Source organism: Pseudomonas sp. KH_024_B2 (genome assembly GCF_057839965.1).
The window spans coordinates 496,678-521,772 of the sequence record NZ_CM174502.1; the positions used below are offsets into that span (position 1 = coordinate 496,678).

At 60.3% G+C, this 25,095-nt stretch carries 20 protein-coding genes and 1 riboswitch; of the genes, 14 read left to right on the forward strand and 6 right to left on the reverse strand.

The annotated features are described in order from the left end of the window. Positions 1-2 precede the first annotated feature (2 nt). Together AC3I0A_RS02325 and waaA are read left to right on the forward strand one after the other, a co-directional pair. Positions 3-893 (forward strand): LysR family transcriptional regulator, encoded by an 891-nt coding sequence (locus AC3I0A_RS02325; RefSeq protein ID WP_489376041.1) that lies wholly within the window; start codon positions 3-5, stop codon positions 891-893. A gap of 22 nt (positions 894-915) precedes the next feature. Further along, complete coding sequence (gene waaA, locus AC3I0A_RS02330; protein WP_489376042.1) at positions 916-2,190, forward strand: lipid IV(A) 3-deoxy-D-manno-octulosonic acid transferase; 1,275 nt, start codon at positions 916-918, stop codon at positions 2,188-2,190. A 182-nt stretch (positions 2,191-2,372) separates the two neighbouring features. On the opposite strand, the gene AC3I0A_RS02335 is transcribed toward waaA, so the two are convergent. Then, a complete protein-coding gene (locus AC3I0A_RS02335; protein ID WP_489376043.1) occupies positions 2,373-3,812 on the reverse strand; it encodes a TolC family outer membrane protein in 1,440 nt (479 codons plus the stop codon). Positions 3,813-4,008: 196 nt separating this feature from the next. After that, positions 4,009-4,114, forward strand: a riboswitch (TPP riboswitch). 164 nt (positions 4,115-4,278) lie between these two features. Between AC3I0A_RS02335 and thiC the strand changes: the two genes are divergently transcribed. Further along, positions 4,279-6,168 carry a phosphomethylpyrimidine synthase ThiC gene (gene thiC, locus AC3I0A_RS02340; RefSeq protein WP_489376045.1) on the forward strand — a complete coding sequence of 630 codons (1,890 nt, stop codon included), beginning with the start codon at positions 4,279-4,281 and terminating at the stop codon, positions 6,166-6,168. 154 nt (positions 6,169-6,322) lie between these two features. Then, the gene (cytX, locus tag AC3I0A_RS02345; protein WP_489376047.1) at positions 6,323-7,651 is read left to right on the forward strand and encodes a putative hydroxymethylpyrimidine transporter CytX; all 1,329 of its coding nucleotides are present in this window, start codon (positions 6,323-6,325) and stop codon (positions 7,649-7,651) included. On the opposite strand, the gene AC3I0A_RS02350 is transcribed toward cytX, so the two are convergent. Next, a complete protein-coding gene (locus tag AC3I0A_RS02350; protein ID WP_489376048.1) occupies positions 7,620-8,366 on the reverse strand; it encodes an RsiV family protein in 747 nt (248 codons plus the stop codon). The genes cytX and AC3I0A_RS02350 overlap by 32 nt on opposite strands. Before the next feature lie 212 nt (positions 8,367-8,578). Here AC3I0A_RS02350 and AC3I0A_RS02355 point away from each other — a divergent pair, with 212 nt between their 5' ends. The 9 genes from AC3I0A_RS02355 (at position 8,579) to AC3I0A_RS02395 (ending at position 18,006) form a co-directional block, all read left to right on the forward strand. After that, on the forward strand, positions 8,579-9,196 hold the full coding sequence (locus AC3I0A_RS02355) for an NUDIX domain-containing protein (RefSeq protein ID WP_489376049.1): 618 nt from the start codon (positions 8,579-8,581) through the stop codon (positions 9,194-9,196). Continuing rightward, on the forward strand, positions 9,187-9,639 hold the full coding sequence (locus AC3I0A_RS02360) for a DUF1249 domain-containing protein (protein ID WP_489376050.1): 453 nt from the start codon (positions 9,187-9,189) through the stop codon (positions 9,637-9,639). Before AC3I0A_RS02355 ends, AC3I0A_RS02360 begins: the two co-directional genes overlap by 10 nt. A 99-nt stretch (positions 9,640-9,738) precedes the next feature. Beyond that, positions 9,739-10,545 (forward strand): 3',5'-cyclic-AMP phosphodiesterase, encoded by an 807-nt coding sequence (gene cpdA, locus AC3I0A_RS02365; RefSeq protein WP_489376051.1) that lies wholly within the window; start codon positions 9,739-9,741, stop codon positions 10,543-10,545. A gap of 245 nt (positions 10,546-10,790) precedes the next feature. Next, positions 10,791-11,399, forward strand: coding sequence for a YqiA/YcfP family alpha/beta fold hydrolase (locus tag AC3I0A_RS02370; RefSeq protein WP_489376052.1), 609 nt, complete (start codon positions 10,791-10,793; stop codon positions 11,397-11,399). 45 nt (positions 11,400-11,444) lie between these two features. Continuing rightward, entirely contained in the window at positions 11,445-13,349 is a 1,905-nt protein-coding gene (gene parE / locus AC3I0A_RS02375; RefSeq protein ID WP_489376053.1) for a DNA topoisomerase IV subunit B, read from the forward strand. After that, positions 13,349-14,332 (forward strand): esterase-like activity of phytase family protein, encoded by a 984-nt coding sequence (locus AC3I0A_RS02380; RefSeq protein WP_489376055.1) that lies wholly within the window; start codon positions 13,349-13,351, stop codon positions 14,330-14,332. Before parE ends, AC3I0A_RS02380 begins: the two co-directional genes overlap by 1 nt. Continuing rightward, positions 14,329-14,850, forward strand: a complete 522-nt coding sequence (locus tag AC3I0A_RS02385) for a retropepsin-like aspartic protease family protein (protein ID WP_489376056.1) — start codon at positions 14,329-14,331, stop codon at positions 14,848-14,850. Before AC3I0A_RS02380 ends, AC3I0A_RS02385 begins: the two co-directional genes overlap by 4 nt. Before the next feature lie 10 nt (positions 14,851-14,860). After that, complete coding sequence (gene parC / locus AC3I0A_RS02390) at positions 14,861-17,128, forward strand: DNA topoisomerase IV subunit A (RefSeq protein ID WP_489376057.1); 2,268 nt, start codon at positions 14,861-14,863, stop codon at positions 17,126-17,128. A gap of 167 nt (positions 17,129-17,295) precedes the next feature. Further along, entirely contained in the window at positions 17,296-18,006 is a 711-nt protein-coding gene (locus AC3I0A_RS02395; RefSeq protein ID WP_489376058.1) for a PqiC family protein, read from the forward strand. Between the two features lie 359 nt (positions 18,007-18,365). Here the strand turns inward: AC3I0A_RS02395 and AC3I0A_RS02400 are convergent, their stop codons facing one another. Further along, positions 18,366-19,907, reverse strand: coding sequence for an AhpA/YtjB family protein (locus AC3I0A_RS02400; protein WP_489376059.1), 1,542 nt, complete (start codon positions 19,905-19,907; stop codon positions 18,366-18,368). A gap of 134 nt (positions 19,908-20,041) precedes the next feature. Here AC3I0A_RS02400 and serB point away from each other — a divergent pair, with 134 nt between their 5' ends. After that, a complete protein-coding gene (serB, locus tag AC3I0A_RS02405) occupies positions 20,042-21,256 on the forward strand; it encodes a phosphoserine phosphatase SerB (protein ID WP_419117055.1) in 1,215 nt (404 codons plus the stop codon). 164 nt (positions 21,257-21,420) lie between these two features. Here the strand turns inward: serB and AC3I0A_RS02410 are convergent, their stop codons facing one another. The 3 genes from AC3I0A_RS02410 to AC3I0A_RS02420 all read right to left on the reverse strand — a co-directional run bounded on the left by AC3I0A_RS02410 (position 21,421) and on the right by AC3I0A_RS02420 (position 25,069). Beyond that, positions 21,421-23,208, reverse strand: coding sequence for a molecular chaperone (locus tag AC3I0A_RS02410; RefSeq protein ID WP_489376060.1), 1,788 nt, complete (start codon positions 23,206-23,208; stop codon positions 21,421-21,423). Between the two features lie 166 nt (positions 23,209-23,374). Next, positions 23,375-24,235, reverse strand: coding sequence for an archaetidylserine decarboxylase (asd, locus tag AC3I0A_RS02415; protein WP_419117053.1), 861 nt, complete (start codon positions 24,233-24,235; stop codon positions 23,375-23,377). Between the two features lie 18 nt (positions 24,236-24,253). After that, a complete protein-coding gene (locus AC3I0A_RS02420) occupies positions 24,254-25,069 on the reverse strand; it encodes a rhodanese-like domain-containing protein (RefSeq protein ID WP_489376061.1) in 816 nt (271 codons plus the stop codon). Positions 25,070-25,095 lie beyond the last annotated feature (26 nt).

The window sequence follows — 25,095 nt, forward strand, 5'->3', positions numbered from 1 at the left end:
CCATGAATGTGCAGTGGAATCTGGAGCAACTTCGCTTGTTCGTCAGCGTAGCCGAGCAGCGTTCGTTTTCTGCCGTGGCGCGGGACCAGCGCAAGGCGCAGTCGGCGGTCAGCAGTGCCATCGCTTTGCTGGAGGAAGACCTTGGCGTCGGCCTGTTCGACCGCAGCAGCGGTCGTCAGCCGAAATTGACCGAAGCGGGCCATGCCCTGCTCGAAGAGGCCCGGGAAGTCTTGCGTCAGTGCGAGCGCCTCAACGGTCGGGCCCTGGCGTTGATGCGCGGGCAGGAAGCACGCCTGCGGCTGGCTCAGGATGAGGCGATGCCCTATCAACCGGTGATCGACAGCCTCGAAGCATTGGCCGAACAATTTCCCAGTCTTGAAGTGCAACTGACCAGCGCAGCCCAAGGCGATGTGGCGCGCAAGCTGGTGGAGCGTCGAGCCGATCTGGGTTTGCTGTTTTATCACGACCAGATACCTGAAGCCCTCGAGCGGCGGGTTCTGGGCAGTGTCGAGATGGTGACGGTGTGCGGGGTGGGGCATCCACTGGCGGCCGGAGGAAAGGTGGACTGCCAGCAAATGGCGCAGCATCGACAACTGCTGATGGCTACCCAGTCCAGTGTCTATCCCGGCAGCGAGCAAGCCAGCCCGCAGGTCTGGCGCGCCGACAGCTTCTACGTGATGGCCGAGTGGCTTCTGCGTGGCCTCGGTTGGGCCTGGCTGCCGCGGCACGTGGTGCAGTACCCCGCGTATCAGGGGCAAATGGTCGAACTGCTCAGCGAATGGACCCCGCCGGCGCTGGTGGTAGAGCTGGTCTGGCGCCGCGACGAGCCCCTTGGCCCGGCTGCGCGCTGGCTGGCGGAACGTTTTGCCGTGCACTTGCAGGCGATCGGCTAAAAAACCGATAAACTCCGCCGCCATGAATAGATATCTCTACACCTTGCTGTTTTATCTGGGGCTACCCTTGGTGGCGTTGCGTCTGTGGCTGCGGGCGCGCAAGGCGCCGGCCTATGCCAGGCGAGTTGGCGAGCGCTTTTCCGTCGGCCTGCCAACGATGCGGCCCGGCGGGATCTGGGTGCATGCGGTCTCTGTGGGCGAAAGCATCGCCGCCGCACCGATGATCCGTGGCTTGCTCGAACGTTATCCACAACTGCCGATCACCGTGACCTGCATGACCCCGACCGGCTCGGAGCGGATCAAGGCGATGTTCGCCAGTGAACCACGGATTCAACACTGCTATCTGCCGTACGACTTGCCCTGTGCCGCGGCGCGGTTTCTCGAGCGGGTCCAGCCGAAACTGGCGGTGATCATGGAAACCGAGCTCTGGCCGAACCATATTCACCAATGCGCCAAACGCGGGATTCCGGTGGCGCTGGCCAATGCACGGTTGTCGCAACGTTCGGCCAAGGGCTATGGCCGTTTCGCCAAACTGACTCAACCGATGCTTGCTGAAATGAGCTTGTTCGCGGTGCAGACCGAGGCTGAGGCGCAGCGCTTTCGGGGGCTTGGAGCACGGCCTGAAACGGTCGAGGTGACCGGCTCGATCAAGTTCGACCTGAGCATCGATCCGCAGTTGCTGGCGCGTGCCGCCGAGTTGCGTGGCCAATGGCAGGCCGTGGAGCGTCCGGTGTGGATCGCCGCCAGCACCCATGAAGGTGAAGACGAAGTCGTGCTGGCGGCCCATCGACAGTTGCTCGCCAGCCATCCGGATGCCTTGCTGATTCTGGTGCCGCGCCATCCGGAGCGGTTCAATGCGGTCTTCGGGTTGTGTCAGCAGCAGGGTTTCGCCACGGTGCGGCGTTCCACGGCTGAGCCGGTCACCGCGAACACATCGGTGTTGCTCGGTGACACCATGGGCGAATTGCTGTTTCTCTACGCGCTGGCAGACAGCGCTTTTGTCGGCGGTAGTCTGGTGGCAAATGGCGGGCATAACCTGCTGGAGCCGGCCGCTCTGGCCAAGCCGGTGCTGAGCGGACCGCATCTGTTCAACTTCCTTGAAATCGCTGCGCTGTTGCGTGAGGCCGGAGCGTTGCAGGAAGTGGACGATGCGCGAGGTTTGGCCGTGGCGGTGCAGCGATTGTTCGAACTGCCGCGCGATGCGCAGACGATGGCTGAGGCGGGGCTGAAGGTGATGCGCGCCAATCAGGGGGCGCTGAAGCGCTTGCTGGATGGGTTGGGAAGGTTGATTCGGTAGGGGGCGAGCCCCGCAACCTGTGGCGAGGGAGCTTGCTCCCGCTCGGCTGCGCAGCAGTCGTAAATCCTGCGAATGCGGTTTACCTGTTAGACCGCGGTCGCAGGTTTTAGGACCGCTTCGCGATCCAGCGGGAGCAAGCTCCCTCGCCACAAAAAGCCCGCGCGCCGCAGGTCATCAACAACTCAATACCCCGGATTAGCCTTGAGCTGCTCCTGCGCAGCCTTGGCCAGATCCGGCGGCAGGAAGTCCTTGTCCGGGTTGTAATCGGCTTTGAGGTAACGCGACAGCGCCTGCAAATCCCCCGGGTTCAACGTGCCGGCCGCCTGCTTCAGGCGCAGGTTGTCGAGGATGTAGTCGTAGCGCGTGTTGTTGTAGTTGCGCACCGAGGTGTACAGCTGACGTTGAGCGTCCAGCACGTCGACGATATTGCGCGTGCCCACCTGATAGCCTATTTCCGTGGCCTCAACCGCGCTCTGGTTGGAAATGATCGACTGGCGGCGCGCCTGTACTTGCTCGACATCGGTATTCACCGCGCGATGCAGGTTACGGGTGTTTTCCACCACTTGCCGACGCAATGCTTCACGTTGTTGTTCGCTCTGGCTCAGCCGTGAATACGATTCGCGAACCTGGGAGCTGGTCAGGCCGCCGCTGTACAACGGGATATTCAGTTGCAGGCCGACGCTGCGTTGCTCGACATCACTGCCAAAGCGTTGACCCGACGGGTTCGGGTTGTTGAAGCCGAGGGCGTCATTGTCGCCTTTCTTGTATTGCGCGACGGCATCCAGAGTCGGTGCGTGGCCGGCCTTGCGTTGCCTGAGGGTTTCTTCGGCGGCGCTGACCGCGTAGTTGCTCGCCAACAGATTGAGGTTCTGTTTGGCCGCGGTGTCGACCCAGGCCTTGGCGTCGTTCGGTGTTGGCGCCAGCACCGGCAAGGTGTGGACGATGCCCTGGATCGAGTTGTACTGACGGTTGGTCAGTGTGATCAGCGCTTCAAACGCGTCATCCACCAGGCGTTGCGCAAGGATCCGGTTGGCCCGCGCGGTGTCGTAGCTGGCTTGGGATTGCAGTACGTCGGTCTTGTCCGACAGGCCGACATCGAAGCGCTCGTTGGATTGATCGAGCTGGCGTTTGAACGCGGCTTCTTCGGCCTTGGTCGAGGCCAGGTTGTCCTGGGCGCGCAGCACGGTGAAGTAGCTTTCGGCACTTTGCAGGATCAGGTTCTGCTCGGTTGCCGAGAGTTGCAGTGCAGCTTGTTCGTTGACGGCTTCAGCGGCTTGTAGCTGGAACCAGCGATCGGCGCGGAAAATCGGTTGCGCCAGAGTCGCCTGATACACCGTACCGCTGCGGGTGGCGGTCATCGACGGCTGATCGAACCGGGTACGGGTGTTGTTCAGGTCGGCACCCGCCGAGAGGTTCGGCAGCAGGCCGGCACGGGCCTGGGGCACGACTTCCTTGCGCGCATCGTAATCGGCGCGGGCGGCCGCGATGTCGGCGTTGTTGTCCACCGCCTCCTGGTAGACGCTGACCAGATCGGTTTTGGTCGATAAGGGCGCTTCTGCTGCCCAGGCCATTCCATTGGACGCACAAGACACGGCGACGGCCAGTGAGAGTTTGCGCAGCATGAGGCGATCCCTAGAGTTAATATTACGTCGATAATTTAAACGCCAAGGCTACGGCGCGCGGTGCAGAGCGTCAAGGCCGGGCACCGCGTAGCGAGTGTAGTTGCGCTTGCTTGCAGCAACAATCCGGTAATTGCGCCATTCATCACGCTGTTTGCACTGGTGTTGGTGTTCTTTGCCGGATATGTCTAGACTGGCCGGGTTCTTGTCGGGGTGCCTTGCTATGAGGCTGAGATCGAATAATTTCGGATCCCGTTGAACCTGATCAGGTTAGCGCCTGCGTAGGGAACAAGATTTCTCGTCCCCCGGCGAGTCCTCTTGTGCTTCGTCCGGGAAGTTGTTCGACAATCGAACAGCCCTCGAGCATTGAGCACAGCACCCGTACTTTCGTGCGATGAGTGCGTCCATTCGTTACAGGTTCGCTCCGACAAAAAATCCACTGCCTGGATGTGTGTCTGGAGAGCCTGTGATGACCATAAAATCAAAAAACGCTACCAACCTGAGTGACTCGGCCAAGGTCGATCAGCAATCGGTCAAGCCCTTTACCCGCTCGCAAAAAATCTACGTCCAGGGTTCGCGCCCTGACATCCTCGTGCCGATGCGCGAAGTGAGCCTCGACGTCACCCCGACCGAGTTCGGCGGCGAGATCAACGCGCCGGTTGTGGTCTACGACACCTCCGGCCCCTACACCGATCCGAACGTCATCATCGACGTGCGCAAAGGCCTGGCCGATGTGCGTTCGCCCTGGATCAACGCCCGTGGTGATACCGAAGTGCTTGCGGGTTTGAGTTCCCGTTTCGGCCAGGAACGCCTGGACGACCCGGAGCTGGCTTCGCTGCGCTTCGCTCACCTGAAGAATCCGCGCCGGGCCAAGGCCGGTGGCAACGTCAGCCAGATGCATTACGCGCGCAAGGGCATCATCACGCCGGAGATGGAATACGTCGCCATCCGCGAAAACATGAAGCTTGAAGAAGCGCGTGCGGCTGGCCTGCTGACCCAGCAACACGCCGGTCACAGCTTCGGCGCCAGCGTTCCGAAAATCATCACCCCCGAATTCGTCCGCGAAGAAATCGCCCGCGGTCGCGCAATCATTCCGGCCAACATCAACCACGTCGAACTGGAACCGATGATCATCGGCCGTAACTTCCTGGTGAAGATCAACGGCAACATCGGCAACAGTGCGCTGGGTTCTTCCATCGAAGAGGAAGTGGCCAAGCTGACCTGGGGCATTCGTTGGGGGGCGGACAACATCATGGACCTGTCCACCGGCAAACACATTCACGAAACCCGCGAGTGGATCATCCGCAACTCGCCGGTGCCGATCGGTACCGTGCCGATCTATCAAGCGCTGGAAAAAGTCGGCGGCGCTGCCGAAGACCTGACCTGGGAGCTGTTTCGCGACACGCTGATCGAACAGGCCGAGCAGGGCGTCGACTACTTCACCATCCACGCTGGCGTGTTGCTGCGCTACGTGCCGATGACCGCCAAGCGTGTCACCGGGATCGTCAGCCGTGGCGGTTCGATCATGGCCAAGTGGTGCCTGGCGCACCATAAAGAAAACTTCCTCTACACCCATTTCGAAGACATCTGCGAAATCATGAAGGCCTACGACGTCAGCTTCTCGCTGGGCGATGGCCTGCGTCCGGGCTCGATTGCCGACGCCAATGACGAAGCGCAATTCGGCGAGTTGGAAACCCTTGGCGAACTGACCAAGATCGCCTGGAAGCACGACGTGCAAACCATGATCGAAGGCCCGGGCCACGTGCCGATGCAGTTGATCAAAGAGAACATGGACAAGCAGCTGGAGTGCTGCGACGAAGCGCCGTTCTACACCCTCGGCCCGCTGACCACGGACATCGCGCCGGGTTACGACCACATCACCTCGGGCATCGGGGCGGCGATGATCGGCTGGTTCGGTTGCGCCATGCTCTGCTACGTCACGCCGAAGGAGCACTTGGGCCTGCCGAACAAGGATGACGTGAAGACCGGGATCATCACCTACAAGATCGCGGCCCATGCGGCGGACTTGGCCAAGGGCCATCCAGGCGCGCAGATTCGCGACAATGCCTTGAGCAAGGCGCGTTTCGAGTTCCGTTGGGAAGACCAGTTCAACCTCGGTCTGGATCCGGATACTGCGCGTTCGTACCACGATGAAACCCTGCCGAAAGATTCGGCCAAGGTCGCGCATTTCTGCTCCATGTGCGGGCCGAAATTCTGCTCGATGAAGATCACCCAGGAAGTCCGAGAGTATGCGGCCAACCAGCTGATTGAAGCGGTCGATGTAGACGTGGCGCAAGGCATGGCGGAACAGTCCGAGCGGTTCAAGAAGGAAGGCAGTCAGCTGTACCAAAAGGTTTGATCTGACTTGAGATGAAGGTTGCCTGAAAGGGCCTCTTCGCGGGCAAGCCCGCTCCCACAGGATCGGGGCTGGATCACAATCTGTGGTCCAGCCTGAAACCCTTGTGGGAGCGGGCTTGCCCGCGAAGGCTATTAACCAGGCAACAAAAATCTTGATGGCGAATCACCAATACCGCCCCTCTGAGATAACCCCCGTGAACACACCCAGCACCTACTCCCCCGACCACGCCGTGCCTCTGGCCCGGCGTGTATTCGGCGCACGCGATCTGTTTTCCCTGTGGTTCTCCCTCGGCATCGGCCTGATGGTCTTGCAGACCGGCGCTTTACTGGCGCCTGGCCTGGGCTTGGCCGGTTCGTTGCTGGCGATTTTTCTCGGCACGGCAGTCGGTGTTCTGCTGCTGGCCGCTGTCGGCGTGATCGGTAGCGACACCGGTCTGTCGTCCATGGCTGCGCTCAAGCTCAGCCTTGGCACCCGCGGCGCGAGCCTGCCGGCGGTGCTGAACCTGCTGCAACTGATCGGTTGGGGCTCGTTCGAAATCATCGTCATGCGTGACGCCGCGAGCCTGCTCGGCGCCCGTGCTTTCAGTGAAGGCAGCCTGTTGGCCACTCCGTTGCTCTGGACCCTGGCATTTGGCGCTTTGGCGACCTTGCTTGCGGTGAGCGGGCCACTGACCTTTGTGCGGCAGATCCTGCGCAAATGGGGCATCTGGGTACTATTGGCGGCCTGCATCTGGCTGACCTGGAACCTGTTCGCCAAGGCTGATCTGGCCGCGTTGTGGGCACAGGCTGGTGACGGTTCGCTGCCGTTTGCGGTGGGTTTCGACATCGCAATCGCCATGCCGCTGTCCTGGTTGCCGTTGATTGCCGACTATTCGCGCTTCGGCAAGCGTGCCAAAAACGTGTTCGGCGGTACGGCGCTGGGGTTCTTTATCGGTAACTTCTGGTTGATGAGCCTGGGCGTCGCCTACACCCTGGCGTTTGCGCCGAGTGGTGAAGTGAATGCCTTGCTGTTGGCGCTGGCCGGTGCCGGCCTTGGGATTCCGCTGTTGCTGATCCTGCTGGACGAGTCAGAAAATGCCTTCGCCGACATCCACTCGGCAGCAGTCTCCAGCGGGATTCTGTTGCGTTTGAAAGTCGAGCATCTGGCGTTGGCCATCGGCGTCATCTGCACGCTGATCGCTTGTTTTGCACCTTTGGCGCAGTACCAGAACTTCCTGCTGCTGATCGGCTCGGTGTTCGCACCGTTGTTCGGTGTGGTGCTGGTCGATCACTTCATCCTGCGCAAGCGCAGTGCACACCTGGCGTCGTCAGCGTTGCGCCGGCCGGCATTGTTGGCCTGGTTGGGCGGGGTGAGCACCTATCACCTGCTGGCCAATCTCTATCCGGAGATCGGCGCAACCCTGCCATCACTGGTACTGGCAGGGCTGTTGCAGTGGGTGCTGGGCCGGGCTTTCAGCTACGGCCAGGAAACAGCTCAGGCTTGAGAATGCCGTTCAGACGCGGGTAGGGGATCTTCAGTTCGATGTGGCCGAGTGCATAAGGCGCAATGGTGGACACTTCGTACTTGAGGATCACCGCGCCGTAGGTCAGCGCGATATGCGGGGTTTTCTGGAACGGCCAGCTTTTCACGAACTCGGCTTCCCGATCCAGCTTGGTGTTGATCAACCAGCTGTTGTGCGCGACTTGAGCAGCCTTCCAGAACGCCTCTTCCTGACCCGGCAGCAGCATATCCGACAGATTCAGCACCTTGTGCTGCTGCCGCGAATAGTTGATGAAACCACGGCCGGGCTGGCCATGGGCGCCGCCAGTGTCCAGATAGCTGGACAATTCGATGATCACCAAGCCGTCATGCTGCTCACGTACCTTGGACTGCAAGTAGCCGCTGTGGCGGCTGTCGGATTCGCCCAGAAACTGCTCCCGCCAGGCGTTCAGCGACGCCGGGACCGGTGCATCCGGCGAGGTGCGGGTCATTTGCAGCAGGCGCTTTTCAATGATGCCGTCCAGTTGCGGCTCGGCGGGAAATTGCAGCGTATCGATATTCACTAGCGGGCAATCGGGAGTCGTGCAGCCCGGCTTGATCTGCTCCGAGGCGTCGCGTCTGGTTTCCAGTGGTGCCCGGTAGTTGGGCTGGAACAGGCTTTGGCAGGCGCCCAGAGTCAGCGCGATACAGGCCACGGAGGCGATTTTAACAAGCGACATGTGTGTCCTTCATAAACCAGAGAAAGGCAAAAAGTTACCGGCTTCGACTGTCGGCGGGGCAATCAGTTCGCCACTAAGCTAATTAGAGTTGGTTTGCGGGCAGCCGTCTATCCTGCTGACTGGAAAGGGGCTGCATCAACAGGCGAGAGCGCGTTAGGATGGCGCGAAGTCGAGGGGGAGCCTCGGATCGGACCGCAACAACGAGGATTGATATGACTGACTTTGCCAACGCCATTCCGACAGCTGTCGATATCGTTCGGCGCGAAAAATGCTTTCAAGGCTTCTATCAGCTTGATCGCGTTCATCTGCGTCATGAACTGTTTGCCGGCGGCATGGGCCGTGAAATCAGTCGGGAACTCTTTGTTCGCCATGATGCAGTCTGTGTACTGCCTTACGATCCGCAGCGTGATGAAGTGGTGTTGATCGAGCAGTTTCGCGTCGGTGCAATGGGCAAGACTGCCAATCCGTGGCTGATCGAGTTGGTAGCTGGTCTGATCGACAAGGATGAGCAACCGGAAGAGGTTGCTCACCGCGAAGCGCAGGAGGAAGCTGGGCTTGTATTCTCCGCACTCTGGCCGATGACCCAATATTTTCCGTCGCCGGGTGGCAGCACCGAATACGTACACCTGTTTCTGGGGCGTTGTGACAGTACTGGGGCCGGCGGCTTACATGGGCTGGAGGAAGAGGCAGAAGATATCCGGGTGACGGTCTGGGCGTTCGAAGATGCGCTGCAAGCCGTACGCGACGGACTGATTTCCAACGCGGCAAGCATCATTGCCCTGCAATGGCTGGCTTTGAATCGCGTTGAAGTGAGGGGGTTATGGTCGTAAACAAGTTACGCGATCGCTACCGGGTCGATCTGGTGGGGCTGCAAGCCTCCTGCGAGGCGAACTACGCGCGCTTGATGCGTCTGTTGCCCGATATGCGTAACCAGCCTGTCGCGCGGCGGATTGCTGTCACTCAGGGCGACCAGATGCTCGGCGTGCTGGCACTGGAAGTGCTGCAAGCCTGTCCTTACACCACCACCCTGCAAGTGCGCCAGGAACACAGCCTGCCATGGCTGCCGGTGCCACGGCTGGAAGTTCAGGTCTACCACGACGCGCGCATGGCCGAGGTCATCAGTGCCGAACACTCCCGGCGCTTTCGCGGCATTTATCCGTATCCCAATGCGTTCATGCACCAACCAGACGAGAAGGCCCAGCTCAACGTGTTCCTCGGCGAATGGCTGAGCCACTGTCTGGCCTGCGGCCATGAGTTCGAAGCCGTGCGATAGATGTGAACTGCGTCCGCTTCACAGGTTTCCCCTTTTGGCTTTCCCCCAGCATAATTGCGCCATTCATCCAATTTCGTGATCACGCCCTGGGAGAACGCCTTGCCGAGCCAGACCACCGCCGATTCCGTGTTGTTGGTGCAACTCTCCGACAGCCATCTGTTCGCCGAGGCGCAAGGGACATTGTTGGGCATGAATACCCGCGAGAGCCTGCAAAAGGTGATCGAGCTGGTATTGGCGCAGCAACCGCGGGTCGATCTGATGATCGCCAGCGGCGATTTGTCCCAGGACGGCACGCTGGAGTCTTACCAGCAATTTCGTGAGATGACCCGACAGATCGACGCGCCGGCGCGCTGGATTCCCGGCAATCACGATGAACCGCACTTTATGGCCCAGGCGGCCACCCAAAGTCTTCTGCTTGATCCCGTGGTGGATATCGGCAACTGGCGCATCACGCTTCTGGACTCCGCAGTGCCAGGCTCGGTGCCGGGATATTTGCAGGACGAGCAGTTGCAATTGCTCGCCCGAGCCTTGAGCGAAGCCCCGGAACGTCATCATCTGGTGTGCTTTCACCATCATCCGGTGTCCATTGGTTGCGCCTGGATGGAACCGATCGGTCTGCGCAATCCAGAGGCGCTGTTTGCCGTACTGGACCGCTTTCCTCAGGTTCGCGCGGTGCTTTGGGGGCATGTGCACCAGGAAATCGACCAGCTGCGCAATGGTGTGCGTCTTCTGGCTTCGCCGTCGACCTGCATCCAGTTCGAGCCGGGCAGCGAGGATTTCAAGGTCGATAACCTGGCACCGGGCTATCGCTGGCTGCGTTTGTTGCCCGATGGGCGACTGGAAACGGGGGTTAACCGCGTGACTGGCTTCGATTTTCGGGTCGATTACGGCAGCAAGGGTTACTGAAGCGCTTTGTGGCGAGGGAGCTTGCTCCCGCTGGGTTGCGCAGCAGCCCCAAAACATTCAATCGAGTTCAGTCAGGCACAACGCGCCAGCAGGATTTACGGCCGCTACGCGCCCGAGCGGGAGCAAGCTCCCTCGCCACAGGTTTTGTATCTAATCTGAATAATCTGATTCGTTCCAAAGCAAGTCAATCCACGTCAGTCCCTGTAAACTGCCCCATCTTTGGCTGATGCATAGAGGGCGCTCGCATGTCCGGTTCGATCCTGTATATCCACGGTTTCAACAGCGCGCCCGCGTCGAAAAAGGCCTGTCAGTTGATCAGCGTGATGAACAGCCTCGGCTTGAGTGAGCAATTGCAGGTGCCAGCCTTGCATCACCACCCGCGTGAGGCGATTGGCCAACTGGAGCAGGCGATTGCCGAACTTGATCGGCCACTGCTGGTCGGCAGCTCCCTCGGCGGCTACTATGCGACTCACCTTGCCGAGCGCCATGGCCTTAAAGCCTTGTTGATCAATCCCGCCGTCAGCCCCCATCGGATGTTCGACGGATACCTGGGCAGCCAGAAAAACCTGTATACCGATGAAACCTGGGAATTGACCCGCGACCATGTAACGGCCCTGGCCGAACTGGAAGTGCCGGCGCCACAGGACCCGCAGCGGTTTCAGGTATGGTTGCAGACAGGGGACGAGACCCTGGACTATCGCCTCGCCCAGCAGTATTACCGAGCCTGTGCCTTGCGTATCCAGGCCGGCGGCGACCATAGTTTCCAGGGTTTTGCCGGGCAACTGCCGGCGCTGTTGAGTTTTGCCGGCTTCAAAGCAGATCAGTACCAGGCGATCGATTTCACCGCACTGTGAAATCCCTGGCCTCTATTTTCATTGAACGACTAACGACGAGACCCCATGGCCACTCCCAGCGCTAGCTCTTATAACGCAGACGCCATCGAAGTCCTCTCGGGCCTCGACCCGGTGCGCAAACGCCCGGGCATGTACACCGACACCAGCCGGCCGAACCACCTCGCCCAGGAAGTCATCGACAACAGCGTCGATGAAGCCTTGGCCGGGCATGCGAAATCGGTGCAGGTCATTCTCCACGCCGATCACTCCCTGGAAGTCAGCGATGATGGCCGTGGCATGCCGGTGGACATTCACCCGGAGGAGGGTGTGTCGGGTGTCGAGCTGATCCTCACCAAGCTTCATGCTGGTGGCAAGTTTTCCAACAAGAACTACCAGTTCTCCGGCGGTTTGCACGGGGTAGGTATTTCCGTGGTCAACGCCCTGTCGACCCAGGTTCGCGTGCGCGTCAAGCGCGACGGCAATGAGTACCAGATGACCTTCGCCGATGGCTACAAAGCCACCGATCTGGAAGTGGTCGGCACCGTTGGCAAGCGCAACACCGGCACCAGCGTCTACTTTATGCCGGACCCGAAATACTTCGATTCGCCAAAGTTCTCCGTCAGCCGCCTCAAACACGTCCTCAAGGCCAAGGCCGTGCTGTGCCCGGGCTTGCTGGTCAGCTTTGAAGACAAGGCCACCGGCGAGAAAGTCGAGTGGCATTACGAAGACGGCCTGCGCTCCTACCTGGTGGACGCGGTTACCGAGTTCGAACGTCTGCCGGACGAACCGTTCTGCGGCAGCCTCGCCGGTAATAAAGAAGCGGTGGACTGGGCTTTGCTATGGCTGCCGGAAGGCGGCGACAGTGTCCAGGAAAGCTACGTCAACCTGATTCCGACCGCTCAGGGCGGCACCCACGTCAACGGCCTGCGCCAGGGTTTGCTGGACGCGATGCGCGAGTTCTGCGAGTTCCGCAGCCTGTTGCCGCGTGGCGTGAAGCTGGCACCGGAAGACGTCTGGGAGCGGATCGCGTTCGTCCTGTCGATGAAGATGCAGGAGCCGCAGTTCTCCGGTCAGACCAAAGAGCGCCTGTCCTCCCGCGAGGCGGCAGCGTTCGTTTCCGGTGTGGTCAAGGACGCCTTCAGTCTGTGGCTCAACGAACACCCTGAGCTGGGCATGCAACTGGCCGAGCTGGCGATCAACAACGCCGGCCGTCGCCTCAAGGCCAGCAAGAAGGTCGAACGCAAACGCATCACTCAAGGCCCGGCGCTGCCGGGCAAGCTGGCGGATTGCGCCGGGCAGGACCCGATGCGCTCCGAGCTGTTTCTGGTGGAGGGTGATTCCGCCGGCGGTTCGGCCAAGCAGGCGCGAGACAAGGAATTCCAGGCAATCCTGCCGTTGCGCGGGAAGATTTTGAACACCTGGGAAGTCGACGGCAGCGAAGTGCTCGCCAGTCAGGAAGTGCACAACATCGCCGTGGCCATTGGTGTCGACCCGGGCGCTGCGGACATCAGCCAGCTGCGCTACGGCAAGATCTGCATCCTCGCTGACGCCGACTCCGACGGTCTGCACATCGCGACCCTGCTCTGCGCACTGTTCGTCCAGCATTTCCGCCCGTTGGTGGATGCCGGTCACGTCTACGTCGCGATGCCGCCGCTGTACCGGATCGACCTCGGCAAAGAGATTTACTACGCGCTGGATGAAGCCGAGCGCGATGGCATTCTTGATCGCCTGGTGGCCGAGAAGAAACGCGGCAAACCGCAGGTCACCCGATTCAAAGGTCTGGGTGAAATGAATCCGCCACAACTGCGCGAAACCACCATGGACCCGAACACCCGGCGTCTGGTCCAGCTGACGCTGGATGATTTCGAAGCCACGTCGGAAATGATGGACATGCTGCTGGCGAAAAAACGCGCGGGCGATCGCAAATCCTGGCTGGAGTCCAAGGGTAACCTGGCCGAGGTTCTGGCCTGATGCGGAGCGGTTTCGCCCTGGCGCTTGTGTTGTTGGCGACCTCGGTGGCGGCTGCGCCTTTGCCTGAACTGAAGCTGCTCGCCGAGCATCCGGTCGACGGCATGCGCGGCACCAATCTGTCCGGGTTGGCGCAGTGCGGTAATGAGCTGTGGACGGTTTCCGATCGCGATGATGATCAGATTTATCGACTTGATACCCGCGAGACCGTCTGGCAGGCCGAAGCGCTGCATATCAACGTGCCGCCAGTGCCGGACAGCGAGCTGCCCTGGGGGCTGCTCATGCGCACCTGGCTGATCTCTCCCTGGCGTGGCGGCAATCTGGATTTCGAAGGCATCACCTGCGACTCGGCAGGCAATCGTTATGTCGTCAGCGAGGCCCATGCGGCAATTTTGCAAGTGCCGCCAGCGGGGGCTCCCGGCTGGTTGAAGATTTCGCCGTCGATGGTCCGTCAGGCGCGTGCCAGTGGCCTGTTGCTGCATTTCAACTCGGTGTTCGAAGGGATTGCCATCAATCCGGCCGGCAACCTGTTGTGGCTGGCAGCCGAGCGCGAGCGCCGTGGTTTGCTGGTGGTGCACAAGCAGCAGACGGTTTGGGATTGTGACAATAACTGCGTTGTGATGAGCGAAGGCGGGATTGAACAACCGCCACCTCAAATCAAAGTGAAGGGCGGGCAACAAAAAGACTTTTCCGATCTGGTGTTCTACAAAGACCAACTGTTTACCCTCGAGCGCATGGCTTATCGTATTTGCCGCCGCACACCGGCTACCGGCGAGATCGAGCGCTGCTGGTCGTTTGCCAATGAGGCGCTGACCGACGGTCGGCGCTATAAAACCAGATACGGCATGGCAGAAGCCCTGACCATCGACGATGACGGCGCCTGGATCGGCATCGACAATGGTGGTTATACCCGTGCCGATGGCGAGACACGGCCGATTGTCTGGCGCTTTGCCGCGCCGGTCGATGGCTGGAGCGCCAGTTCTTGAGTCAGCAACCGCCCGGCAAAGGTGCCGCACGAGTGCTGCTGGTGCTGGCCTGGGGCGCCGGGCTGTTTTTGGCAACACGGTTTTTCGGGCAGTGGGAACAGCGTCAGGAAAATCCCAATGCTGTCGTTACCTCGCAACAAGGTGATGGTTATATCGAAGTGAAGCTGGTCGGTAACGGCCAGGGGCACTTCGTCGCCAGCGGCCAGATCAACGGCCAGCCGGTGGATTTCATGCTCGATACCGGGGCGACCGATGTGTCGATTCCGTCCGGCCTGGCCGAGCGTCTTGGTCTGGAGAAAGGCGCACCGGTGACCTTGAGCACCGCCAATGGTCGTAGCGAGGGGTATCGAACCCGCATCGACCGCCTGCAATTGGGCGCTATCGTCTTGCGCGATGTCCGCGGGCTGGTGGCGCCAGGCTTGAGCGGCGAGCAAGTGCTGCTGGGCATGAGCGCCCTGAAAAAACTTGAATTTACCCAGCGTGGCGGCACCTTGCTGCTGCGCCAGACAACGAATTGATGAGGCCCGCATGAGTGACATCCTTGCAGACAGCTTAGATGGCGTAGAACGCCGATCGCTGGCTGACTTCACCGAAAATGCCTACCTCAACTACTCCATGTACGTGATCATGGACCGTGCTTTGCCGCATATCGGCGACGGCCTGAAACCGGTACAGCGGCGTATCATCTACGCCATGAGTGAGCTGGGCCTGGACGCAGATTCCAAGCACAAGAAGTCGGCGCGTACCGTCGGTGACGTACTGGGTAAGTTCCACCCCCACGGCGACTCGGCCTGCTACGAAGCCATGGTGCTGATGGCGCAGCCGTTCAGCTACCGTTACACGCTGGTGGACGGCCAGGGCAACTGGGGTGCGCCAGATGATCCCAAGTCCTTCGCGGCCATGCGTTACACCGAGGCGCGGCTGTCGCGTTATTCCGAAGTGCTGCTCAGCGAACTGGGCCAGGGCACGGCGGACTGGGGCCCGAACTTCGATGGCACCCTGGACGAGCCTCTGGTGTTGCCGGCCCGCTTGCCGAACATTCTGCTCAATGGCACCACCGGCATCGCCGTGGGCATGGCCACCGACGTGCCGCCGCATAACCTGCGGGAAGTCGCGACCGCCTGCGTACGTTTGCTCGATGAGCCTAAAGCCACGGTCGAGCAGCTCTGTGAACACATTCAGGGCCCGGATTATCCAACCGAAGCGGAAATCATCACACCGCGCGCCGATCTGCTGAAAATCTACGAAACCGGTCGTGGCTCGGTGCGTATGCGCGCCGTATACCGCATCGAAGACGGCGACATCATCGTCACCGCACTGCCGCATCAAGTCTCGGGCGCCAAGGTGCTGGAGCAGATTGCTGCCCAGATGCAGGCCAAGAAATTACCGATGGTCGCTGACTTGCGTGATGAGTCGGACCACGAGAACCCGTGCCGAATCGTGATCATCCCGCGCTCCAACCGGATCGATCTCGACGAGCTGATGCAGCATCTGTTCGCCACCACCGAGCTGGAATCCAGCTACCGGGTCAACATCAACATCATTGGCCTGGACGGCAAACCGCAGCTGAAAAACCTGCGGGCCTTGCTGGTCGAATGGCTGGAATTCCGCGTCAACACCGTACGCCGCCGCCTGCAGTTCCGTCTGGATAAGGTCGAGCGTCGTCTGCACCTGTTGGACGGTTTGCTGATTGCCTACCTCAACCTGGATGAAGTGATCCACATCATCCGTACCGAGGAGCATCCAAAGGCTGCCCTGATCGAGCGTTTCGCTCTGAGCGAAATCCAGGCTGACTACATTCTCGACACCCGTTTGCGTCAATTGGCGCGACTGGAAGAAATGAAGCTGCGCACCGAGCAGGATGAACTGCGTAAGGAGCAAGCCAAGCTGTTGGCCTTGCTCGGCAGTGAAACCAAGCTGAAAAAACTGGTGCGTACCGAGCTGATCAACGATGCCGAAACCTATGGCGACAACCGCCGGTCGCCGATCGTTTCCCGTACCGAAGCCAAGGCTTTGTCGGAAAACGAGCTGATGCCGACCGAGCCGGTCACCATCGTTCTGTCGGAAAAAGGTTGGGTACGTTGCGCGAAGGGTCATGATATCGACGCCACCGGGCTGTCCTATAAAGCCGGGGATGGCTTCAAAACCTCGGCCGCCGGGCGCTCCAACCAGTTTGCGGTGTTTATCGACTCCACCGGGCGCAGTTATTCGGTGGCGGCCCACACCCTGCCATCGGCGCGAGGCCAGGGCGAACCGCTGACCGGTCGTCTGACGCCACCGCCTGGGGCAAGCTTCGAATGTGTGCTGCTGCCCGAAGACGATGCGCTGTACGTCATCGCTTCCGACGCGGGCTACGGATTTGTGGTCAAGGGTGAAGATTTGCAGGCCAAGAACAAGGCCGGCAAGGCGCTGCTGAGTCTGCCGAACAATGCCAAGGTGATCCTGCCGCGTCCGGTCAGTGATCGCGAACAGAACTGGTTGGCCTCGGTGACGACGGAAGGTCGTCTGCTGATCTTCAAGATCAGCGATTTGCCGCAACTGGGCAAAGGCAAGGGCAACAAAATCATCGGGATCTCCGGCGAACGTGTGGCCAACCGTGAGGAATATGTCACCGATATCGCGGTTCTTCCGGAGGGCGCAACGTTGGTGCTGCAGGCCGGAAAACGCACCTTGTCGCTCAAGGCTGACGACCTGGAGCACTATAAAGGCGAGCGTGGACGCCGTGGTAACAAGCTGCCGCGTGGCTTCCAGCGGGTGGATGCATTGTTGGTAGAAACTCTCAATCAAGCGGGCTAGAGCGTTCGATCTGCGATTTAACCCGTAGATCGACGCAACAACACTGGAGTCGCGGCGCATATTCACGGATGATATGGCCTTTCAAGCGCCTGCGTGGCTGAGCGTTCTTTAGGGTTTTTGAGTATTTACACTGTGGTTCGCCTTGCGGCAGCCCCCTGGATGGGATGATGATTGTTTTACGCCTTCCTTTTATTTTGTTGCTCGCTGGCGTATTTGGCCTGGCGGGTTGCAGCGTACACCAGCCGGTGTCGTTGTATCAGTTGGACAGCGGAAGTCCAACTCAACCAGCACAAAGCTCTGGTATGGCTGTATTGCTGGGTCCGGTGCTGATAGCCGATTATCTGCAACGCGAAACCCTGTTGCAGCGCCAGCCTGACGGCAGCTTGCAAGCGGCGGCCGATGGTCGTTGGGCAGGTAGCCTTTCTTCCGATATCAATCAGCTGTTGTTGCGTCAAGTGGCGGGTCATCTGGACAGTCAGCGCGTAGTGCTGGCCCCGGCAACCCTCGGCTTCGCCCCGGATGTTCAGGTTCTGTTGTCGATTACCCGTCTGGATTCGGGTGCTAAGCAACCGGCGATTCTCGATGCTCAATGGCGCTTGATCGACCGTCGCGGCCAGGTTCGCGACAACCGTATCATTCACTTGCAGGAACAGCATTCCGGCAGCACAGCGTCTCAGGTTCAGGCCCAGGGCGAATTGCTGCAGCGTCTGGCAGAACAACTGTCGGTGGCGCTCAAGCCGCTGGCCAATCAGCCGCCTGTCGCTGAAGCACCGCGCAAGTCGGCGCCTGTGGCAGCCAAACCGGCCGAGAAAGAAAAGCAGCCGAAGATCCCGATGGCTGCGCCGATTCGTACGGATATGGAAGTGTTTCGGTTCTAAGGTTATTTGGCATAAAGCAAAGCCCGCTCAACAGCGGGCTTTGTTGCTTCTGCAGGTTGGAAATCTCGAGCGCCTGTTCCGGCCTCTTCGCGGGCAAGTCGGATCGCCGCACCGCCGCTCCCACAGGTTATCGGCAGTTCACAACATTGTGGCCAGACACATACCTTGTGGGAGCGGGTTTGCCCGCGAATACGGTTGAACATTCAATCTGGATGCCGGGAGGGTGTCGGGAAAGAACTGCGTCGAAGTTATCTCGCTCCCAACAAAAAGCCCGCAGCGATTACTCGTCTCCGGGCTTCATTGTTTCTGTCTGGAAATCTCAAGTGCCTGTTACGGCCCCTTCGCGAGCAAGCTCGCTCCTACAGTTTGGCCCGAGTCTCATGCATCCGCGCCAGCTGCCGTTCGAGCATCGATGGATAAGGCTCCATCAGCCGCTCTACACAGCAAGCGCCTTCAGGGCTGGCGATGGGGCGAATGCGTGCGCGCTGACGAATCAGCGCATCGTCATTGATCTTGCGTTCCACCAGCAGCAGGTTGCGGCTGTGTTGGGACAGGGCGAGGGCGTCCTGGGCGGTTTCGGTCAGTAGCAGATCGATCTGGCTCAGGCCGAAGAGTTCGTCACCCAGGGTCAGTCCAAGCTGCAGTTGCAGGGTAATGCCGCTATCGGCGACTTCGATTTGCAGGGCGTGGCCCAGCGCCCGCAGCAGCTCGCCGCAGCAGATGGCGTTGGTCAGGTAATCGTCACCGCTGTCTTCGCTGTGGAACAGCATCAGCGTACTGCCGTCATTCAGGGTATGCAGTTCGCTCTGGTAGAGGGAAGCCGCCTGATCAAGGCAGTCGCGATAGCGTTCAAGCAGTTCCGTCAGGCGTGCGCGAGGCAGACGACGCAGTTGATCCTGGGCGCCGAGTTGCACGGCCAGGACTGCGCTGTGCTGTGGCTGCGACGAGGCAAGCGGTTTTGGCACCAGTTTAGGCGCGGTAGCTACGGAGTGGTCACGCAGGTCGGCGAACGGATCTTCTTCGTCCTGGTCGTCTTCCTCGGCGCTGACAACATGCCGTCGTGCAGGCTTGAGCCCGGCGACTGGCGCGGTTTCGTCGAAATTCGGGTCGCGCAGGTTACGTACCTCGAACACCGGCTCGGCGTCTTCGGCTTCGACGTAATCGTCGTCTTCGTAGTCGGCTTCAGGCGCAGGTTCCGGCTCGATCTTCTCAGGTGCGAAACTGGCGTGCAGCTGACGGGCCAGATCGCCGATCTCATCCTGACGCTGAGTCGCCGGGGTATGTTCGTCAATATCCCGTAACCAGACACGCAATTGCATCAATGGCGTGGAGATATGTCGACCCAGGCGCAAGCTCAAGGCCAGGGAGAGCGCCAGCAGAATCGCGCTGAGGATGCCCATGCTTTGCAGGCTGATGGTCATCGGCTGCTGGAACTGCTGCATATCAAGGCTGATTCGCAGGTGCCCGGCGGTCACGTCCTGGAAGGTGATTTTGGTCTGATACAGGCCTTCAGCCTCACCCAGCAGACCGTTTTTCGGACGCTGGCCGGCTTCGGCGAGAATCCGGTTGTCTACGCTATAGATTGCAGCGTGGGCCACCAACGGGTTCTTGGTCAGGTTGTTCAGCAGCACGTTGAGACTGAGGATGTCGTTGGACACCAGCAGTTCGGTCGCTGAAGTGGCAGTCTGGGTGGTCAGGCTCTGGCCGAGGGCGTCAGCCTGCTCGTGCATCGCCTGTTTGAACTGCAGACCCATCACGCAGGCATAGATCACCAGGGCCAGGGCGACCAGGATCACGTTATGGCTGGCAATGCGCAATGCGATCGGTACACGGCGATGGCGCAGTGCCCGGAAGATCAGCAGAAAGAAGTTATCGGTTTTAACTGGCGTAGGCCGGTTCACTGAGCTCGGCTCTTTTGTCCGTAAAGTTGAGGCGCAGTATAGCGACAGGCCATAGGCCGTCAAAGCGCTAGCTGTGCCCGATGGTCACTGAATATAGGTAGAATGCGGTTTTTTTCCACCTGCGGGGGTGCGCCTTGCGCGAAATTGTCCTGATAAACATCACGGGTGTCGACCGTCCGGGTCTGACTGCGGCCATTACTGGCGTTCTGGCCCAGGGTGGTGTGAACATTCTCGACATCGGTCAGGCGGTGATCCACGACACCCTGTCGTTCGGCATCCTGGTTGAAATTCCGAGTACCGAGCAGGGTTCTTCCGTACTCAAGGATATCCTGTTCACGGCCTACAAGCTGGATCAGCAAGTGCGGTTCACGCCGGTGTCCGAAGAGGATTACCAGCAATGGGTGGGCGGTCAGGGCAAGAAACGTCACATCGTGACGCTGTTGACCCGCAAAGTGACCGCCGAACAACTGCAGCGAGTCAGTTCGATCACCGCCAAATACGGTTTGAACATCGATCACATCGATCGTCTGTCTGGACGTATGCCGCTGGATACCCCGGCGGACAAGGGCAAGGGCTGCATCGAGTTCTCCGTTCGCGGCGAAGCGGCTGATCCGCAAGCCCTGCGCGCCGAGTTCCTCAGCGTGGCGCAAGAGCTGAATGTCGACATCGCGTTCCAGGAAGACTCGCTGTTTCGTCGCAACCGTCGTTTGGCGGTGTTCGACATGGATTCGACCCTGATCGAAGCAGAAGTCATAGACGAATTGGCCAAGGCCGCTGGCGTCGGTGACCGCGTAGCCGAGATCACCGAGCGGGCGATGGCCGGCGAGCTGGACTTTCGCGCCAGCTTCAAGGAGCGCCTGGCCTTGCTCAAGGGACTGGACGTCAACGTGCTGGATTCGATCGGCGCCTCGCTTCGTTTGACCGAAGGTGCCGAAACACTGTTCGCCGAGCTCAAGCGTCTGGGCTACAAGACGGCCATTCTGTCGGGTGGCTTCACCTACTTTGCCAAGCAGCTGCAAGCCAAACTGGGTATCGACTACGTGTTCGCCAACGAGCTGGAAGTGGTGGACGGCAAGGTCACAGGCGTTGCGGTCGAGCCGATCGTCGATGCTCAGCGCAAGGCCGATTTGCTACGCGAACTGGCCCACAAGGAAGGCTTGCGTCTGGAGCAGACCATCGCTGTCGGTGACGGCGCCAACGACTTGCCGATGCTGGCGATCGCCGGTCTCGGCGTAGCGTTCCGCGCCAAACCGCTGGTCAAGCAATCGGCCAAACAGGCGATCTCGACGTTGGGGCTGGATGGGGTTCTGTATCTGCTGGGGTTCAGGGATCGCGACGGGCAGCTCTGAGAGGTCGAGTGACCCTGTGGCGAGGGAGCTTGCTCCCGCTCGGCTGCGAAGCAGTCGTAAATCCAGCGGACGCGTTTTATCTGGTAAAACGCGGTTGCTGATTTTGGGACCGCTTCGCGCTCCAGCGGGAGCAAGCTCCCTCGCCACAGTTGATCGCCTGACTATCAAAGCGACTTCCACAACGAATCAAAACTATCTTCAGCACCTGCCGCGCTTTCAGGTCCGGGCTGTTCCAGCGTGCGGTACTCAAACCGATTGAAACTACCGGTGCTGGCCAGGCGCTTGTTCAGGCCGGCGCGGTGTTCTTCACCATTGGTGTTGATCATCACCTTGCTGCCTTCCTGGAATGGCAAGCGTGGGGCGAGCAAGGTCGCGGGCAGGTCGATGGCACTGATTTCCGGCAGCAACAATGCCCTGAGGTACTGGCTGTTGCCATCGCTGGCACGGATCAATTGCAGGCCGCAGGGTTGAGCATGGGGTGCGACCAGTTCAACGCCCATCTGCGTGCCGCCATTACGCACCTGGCGGACCCAGCGCACCACTGCGATGCTCCAGCTTTGCGCATTCGTATCCTGAATACCGACCATCTCTCCCGCCTGCAACTCGCCGGGCACCTCTTTTGGCCACGCCAGGCAATAGCCGCCAGGGCTGTAGTTGACGATAGACAGTGCGTAGGTCGGGAAATGCTGATTGCTATTGGACGACGGAGCGCCGCCATCGGCCTCCGTTTGCTGGTACTGGATTTCTTCATAGGGCAGCAGATTGTTCGCACTGCCTTGGCGTTCGGCATCGAAGGCGTGAGCCCAGTCGTCCTGCACACGGTTTTGCGCCAGTGATGATGCACTGAACTGCGCCGCTTTGCTGATGGCCGGGTGTTTGAGTATTTCACTGAACGAACGTTGCCCGCTCAGATAAAAGTGCAGTGCGCTCATACCGATGCACAAGGTCAGCGTGCCTTGGCCAGCGGTGCGCTGGAAGGTCCGCCCGGCGGCTTCGCCCCAGGCGGAGTAAAGGTGCATCAGCGTTTCCCGGCTGACCCCGACGGGCACCGGCAAAGGTGATTGGCTGCGCTGCTCCGCAGGCAGCTCCAGGTAATTGCGGATGGCTTCGGCCAGCGGCAACGGGTTGATTCCCAGCAATGATCCTTGCTGCCCGGAACCGAACAACGCTGTGTAGCGTGGTGGGCCATCGATACCGGGGTTGATGGCAAACAGGCTGGAGTCTTGCGTCGTCGGTTGCAGCTTGACCCATTGGCTCCAGAGCTCGAGCACTTCGGCGAGCCGGGCAATGTGATTCTGGCGCAATTGATTGCAACGTGAACACCCCATCAGCAATGCGATCACGTAGGTCTGCTCGACGCTCAGACGCCGGGTCTGGCTGGCCAGCTCATCCGGGACGGCGCTGTGCTGCAACCCGTGCTGGCTGGCGATTCGATAAAGCTGATGCAGCTCCAGCCATAAACCCTCGGGAACCGGGCAATAGAGCTGGCTGGCGCGAATCAACGAGCCATTGAGGCCATGCATCGCCCGTTGCACGGCGGTGGTCAGCAGCGGCCCGCGCTCCTTGCTGAAGCGTGGCGCAATGCGCATGACGATTTGTTTGTAGCCGATCGCAAGGTGGTTCTGCAGGGCCTGACAGAGGTTGGCGATTTTGCGCGGTCGTTCGTCGAGAACGATCGCCTGGTCGAGAAAGTGCCGCTCCAGGTGCTTGCAGACGTAATACACCTCGGGCCGCAGCAGTTCCAGCAGTTGCAGGCGGTTATCGTCGGGAGTGAGTAACTGGTTGAGTTCGGCGAGCCCTTTGTACAGCTGGTGCGCCATTTCGCCAATGTTGGCTTTCGGCAGGCTGGCAATCCAGCGCTTCAAATCGCGCGGTGTGGCTTCGCAGAATGACAGACGTGATTGCGTGGGTATCGGGGCGCGTAACAACAGAGACGGACTGGGTTCATTCATATCACTGACATACTCCGGCCGGGAACTGGGCAATGCCGATTGGCTGGCCAGGCGTGGAGCAAGACTGGCCAGTGAATGCCCAGACTCTAGCAGCTATATGAGCCGACCGCGTCGGCCTTTTCCGCTCCCGCGCAGGTGCGAAGGAGCGGAAAATCAGGACAAGCGCTTAGGCTTTCGGCAAACCCATGCCCTGGCCCATCTGCACTGGCGAACCGGCAACCAGTTCTTCAGCCCATTTCACCTGCTCTGGCCCGAACAACACGACTGCGGTAGAACCGAGCTTGAAGCGTCCCAGTTCCGCGCCTTTTTCCAGATGAATCGGTGCACGCGCGGCTTCGTCGTAACGCACGGTTTTCAGCTCGCGCTTGGGCGGTGTCACCAGTCCGGCCCAGACTGTTTCGATCGAAGCGACAATCATCGCACCCACCAGCACTACGGCCATCGGCCCGCGCTCGGTGTCGAAAATGCACGCCACGCGCTCGTTGCGGGCGAACAGCTCGGGGACGTTTTCGGCGGTGGTCTGGTTGACCGAGAAAATCCGCCCCGGGATGTAGACCATTTCACGCAGAGTGCCGGCCAATGGCATGTGTACGCGGTGGTAGTCTTTTGGCGACAGGTAAATAGTCGCGAATTCGCCGCCCATGAACGACGCAGCCGCAGCGGCATCACCGCCCAGCAGTTCCAGCACGCTGAAGCTATGGCCTTTGGCCTGGAAGACGCGGCCGTGCTCGATCGGACCGAGCTGGCTGACCGCACCGTCCGCCGGGCTGAGAATCGCGCCCGGCGTTTGATCCAGCGGCCGTGCACCGTCTTTCAGTGCGCGGGTGAAGAAGGCGTTGAAGTGCTCGTAAGCGGTCAGGTCTTCGACCAGCGCTTGCGACATGTCCACCTGATAACGCTTGGCGAACCAAGCGGTGAGGGCATTCTTGAACCAGCGCACGCGGCATTCGGCAATGCAGCCGGCCAGCCGCGAAAGCAGGTGATGGGGTAGCAGGTACTGGCTGAGGATAAACAAACGCTTTTTCATTAACTGTCCTTAAAAACCTTAAATCTCAACAGGCGTGTCGGGGTGGTTGCCCCATTCGCCCCAGGAGCCGGCGTAGCCTTTGACTCGCGGATAACCGAGCGCCTTGGCCACCAGATAGGTGAAGCCAGAGCGATGGTGAGTCTGGCAGTGGGTGATCACTTCTTTGTCTTTGGTGATGCCGAGTTTTTCGAGAATCTGCGGCATGTCAGTGCGGATGCGCAGGTTGCGCGTCCGATCCATGCCCGCCGTCCATTCGAAATTGACCGCGCCGGGGATATGCCCGCCTTTGGCCGCGAGCACTTTTTCGCCGGAATACTCCAGCGGCCCGCGCGCATCCCAGATCGCCAGATCGGCAGCGCCCAAACGGCTTTGCAGGTATTCGCGGGTGGCAGTGGGTTCGTCGTGCAGGGTCAGGGCGACCGGGCCGCCGACCGCTGCCGGGACCTGGATCGACATGGGCAAGCCTTCTGTCAGCCAGGCCTGCAGGCCGCCGTCGACATAGTGGTAGTGGCTGTGGCCGATGACATCCAGCAGCCAGACAAAGCGTCCGGCCCAACCGCCGCCTTCGTCGTCATAGACCACATAGACCGCATCGGGGTTGTGTCCCAGTTCGCCGAACAACGCTTCAAGAGCAGCCTGTGTCGGCAGCAGGCCCGGCGCGGGCGCCTGGCCAAGCTGAGTCCGTTTGGGGTCGACGAAGCGTGCGCCGGGGATGTGTCCCTCGGTGTAGCGGGCGCTGCTGGTCAGGTCGACCAGGATCAGTTCGCGGGAGTCGAGGCGGGCGAGCAGGTCGCCGGGTTCGATCACCAGCGGCAAGCCAGAGAAGTCAGACATGTGAGGTCTCCAGAGCACAAAAGGGG

Bases quoted from the DNA above. Each gene is read 5' to 3' on its own strand.
- AC3I0A_RS02420 (WP_489376061.1), bottom strand. From the start codon at position 25,069: ATGTCTGACTTCTCTGGCTTGCCGCTGGTGATCGAACCCGGCGACCTG.
- asd (WP_419117053.1), bottom strand. From the start codon at position 24,235: ATGAAAAAGCGTTTGTTTATCCTCAGCCAGTACCTGCTACCCCATCAC.
- parC (WP_489376057.1), top strand. From the start codon at position 14,861: ATGAGTGACATCCTTGCAGACAGCTTAGATGGCGTAGAACGCCGATCG.
- AC3I0A_RS02360 (WP_489376050.1), top strand. From the start codon at position 9,187: ATGGTCGTAAACAAGTTACGCGATCGCTACCGGGTCGATCTGGTGGGG.
- parE (WP_489376053.1), top strand. From the start codon at position 11,445: ATGGCCACTCCCAGCGCTAGCTCTTATAACGCAGACGCCATCGAAGTC.
- AC3I0A_RS02350 (WP_489376048.1), bottom strand. From the start codon at position 8,366: ATGTCGCTTGTTAAAATCGCCTCCGTGGCCTGTATCGCGCTGACTCTG.
- waaA (WP_489376042.1), top strand. From the start codon at position 916: ATGAATAGATATCTCTACACCTTGCTGTTTTATCTGGGGCTACCCTTG.
- AC3I0A_RS02370 (WP_489376052.1), top strand. From the start codon at position 10,791: ATGTCCGGTTCGATCCTGTATATCCACGGTTTCAACAGCGCGCCCGCG.
- AC3I0A_RS02355 (WP_489376049.1), top strand. From the start codon at position 8,579: ATGACTGACTTTGCCAACGCCATTCCGACAGCTGTCGATATCGTTCGG.
- AC3I0A_RS02335 (WP_489376043.1), bottom strand. From the start codon at position 3,812: ATGCTGCGCAAACTCTCACTGGCCGTCGCCGTGTCTTGTGCGTCCAAT.
- AC3I0A_RS02410 (WP_489376060.1), bottom strand. From the start codon at position 23,208: ATGAATGAACCCAGTCCGTCTCTGTTGTTACGCGCCCCGATACCCACG.
- AC3I0A_RS02395 (WP_489376058.1), top strand. From the start codon at position 17,296: ATGATTGTTTTACGCCTTCCTTTTATTTTGTTGCTCGCTGGCGTATTT.
- AC3I0A_RS02380 (WP_489376055.1), top strand. From the start codon at position 13,349: ATGCGGAGCGGTTTCGCCCTGGCGCTTGTGTTGTTGGCGACCTCGGTG.
- AC3I0A_RS02325 (WP_489376041.1), top strand. From the start codon at position 3: ATGAATGTGCAGTGGAATCTGGAGCAACTTCGCTTGTTCGTCAGCGTA.
- thiC (WP_489376045.1), top strand. From the start codon at position 4,279: ATGACCATAAAATCAAAAAACGCTACCAACCTGAGTGACTCGGCCAAG.
- cytX (WP_489376047.1), top strand. From the start codon at position 6,323: ATGGCGAATCACCAATACCGCCCCTCTGAGATAACCCCCGTGAACACA.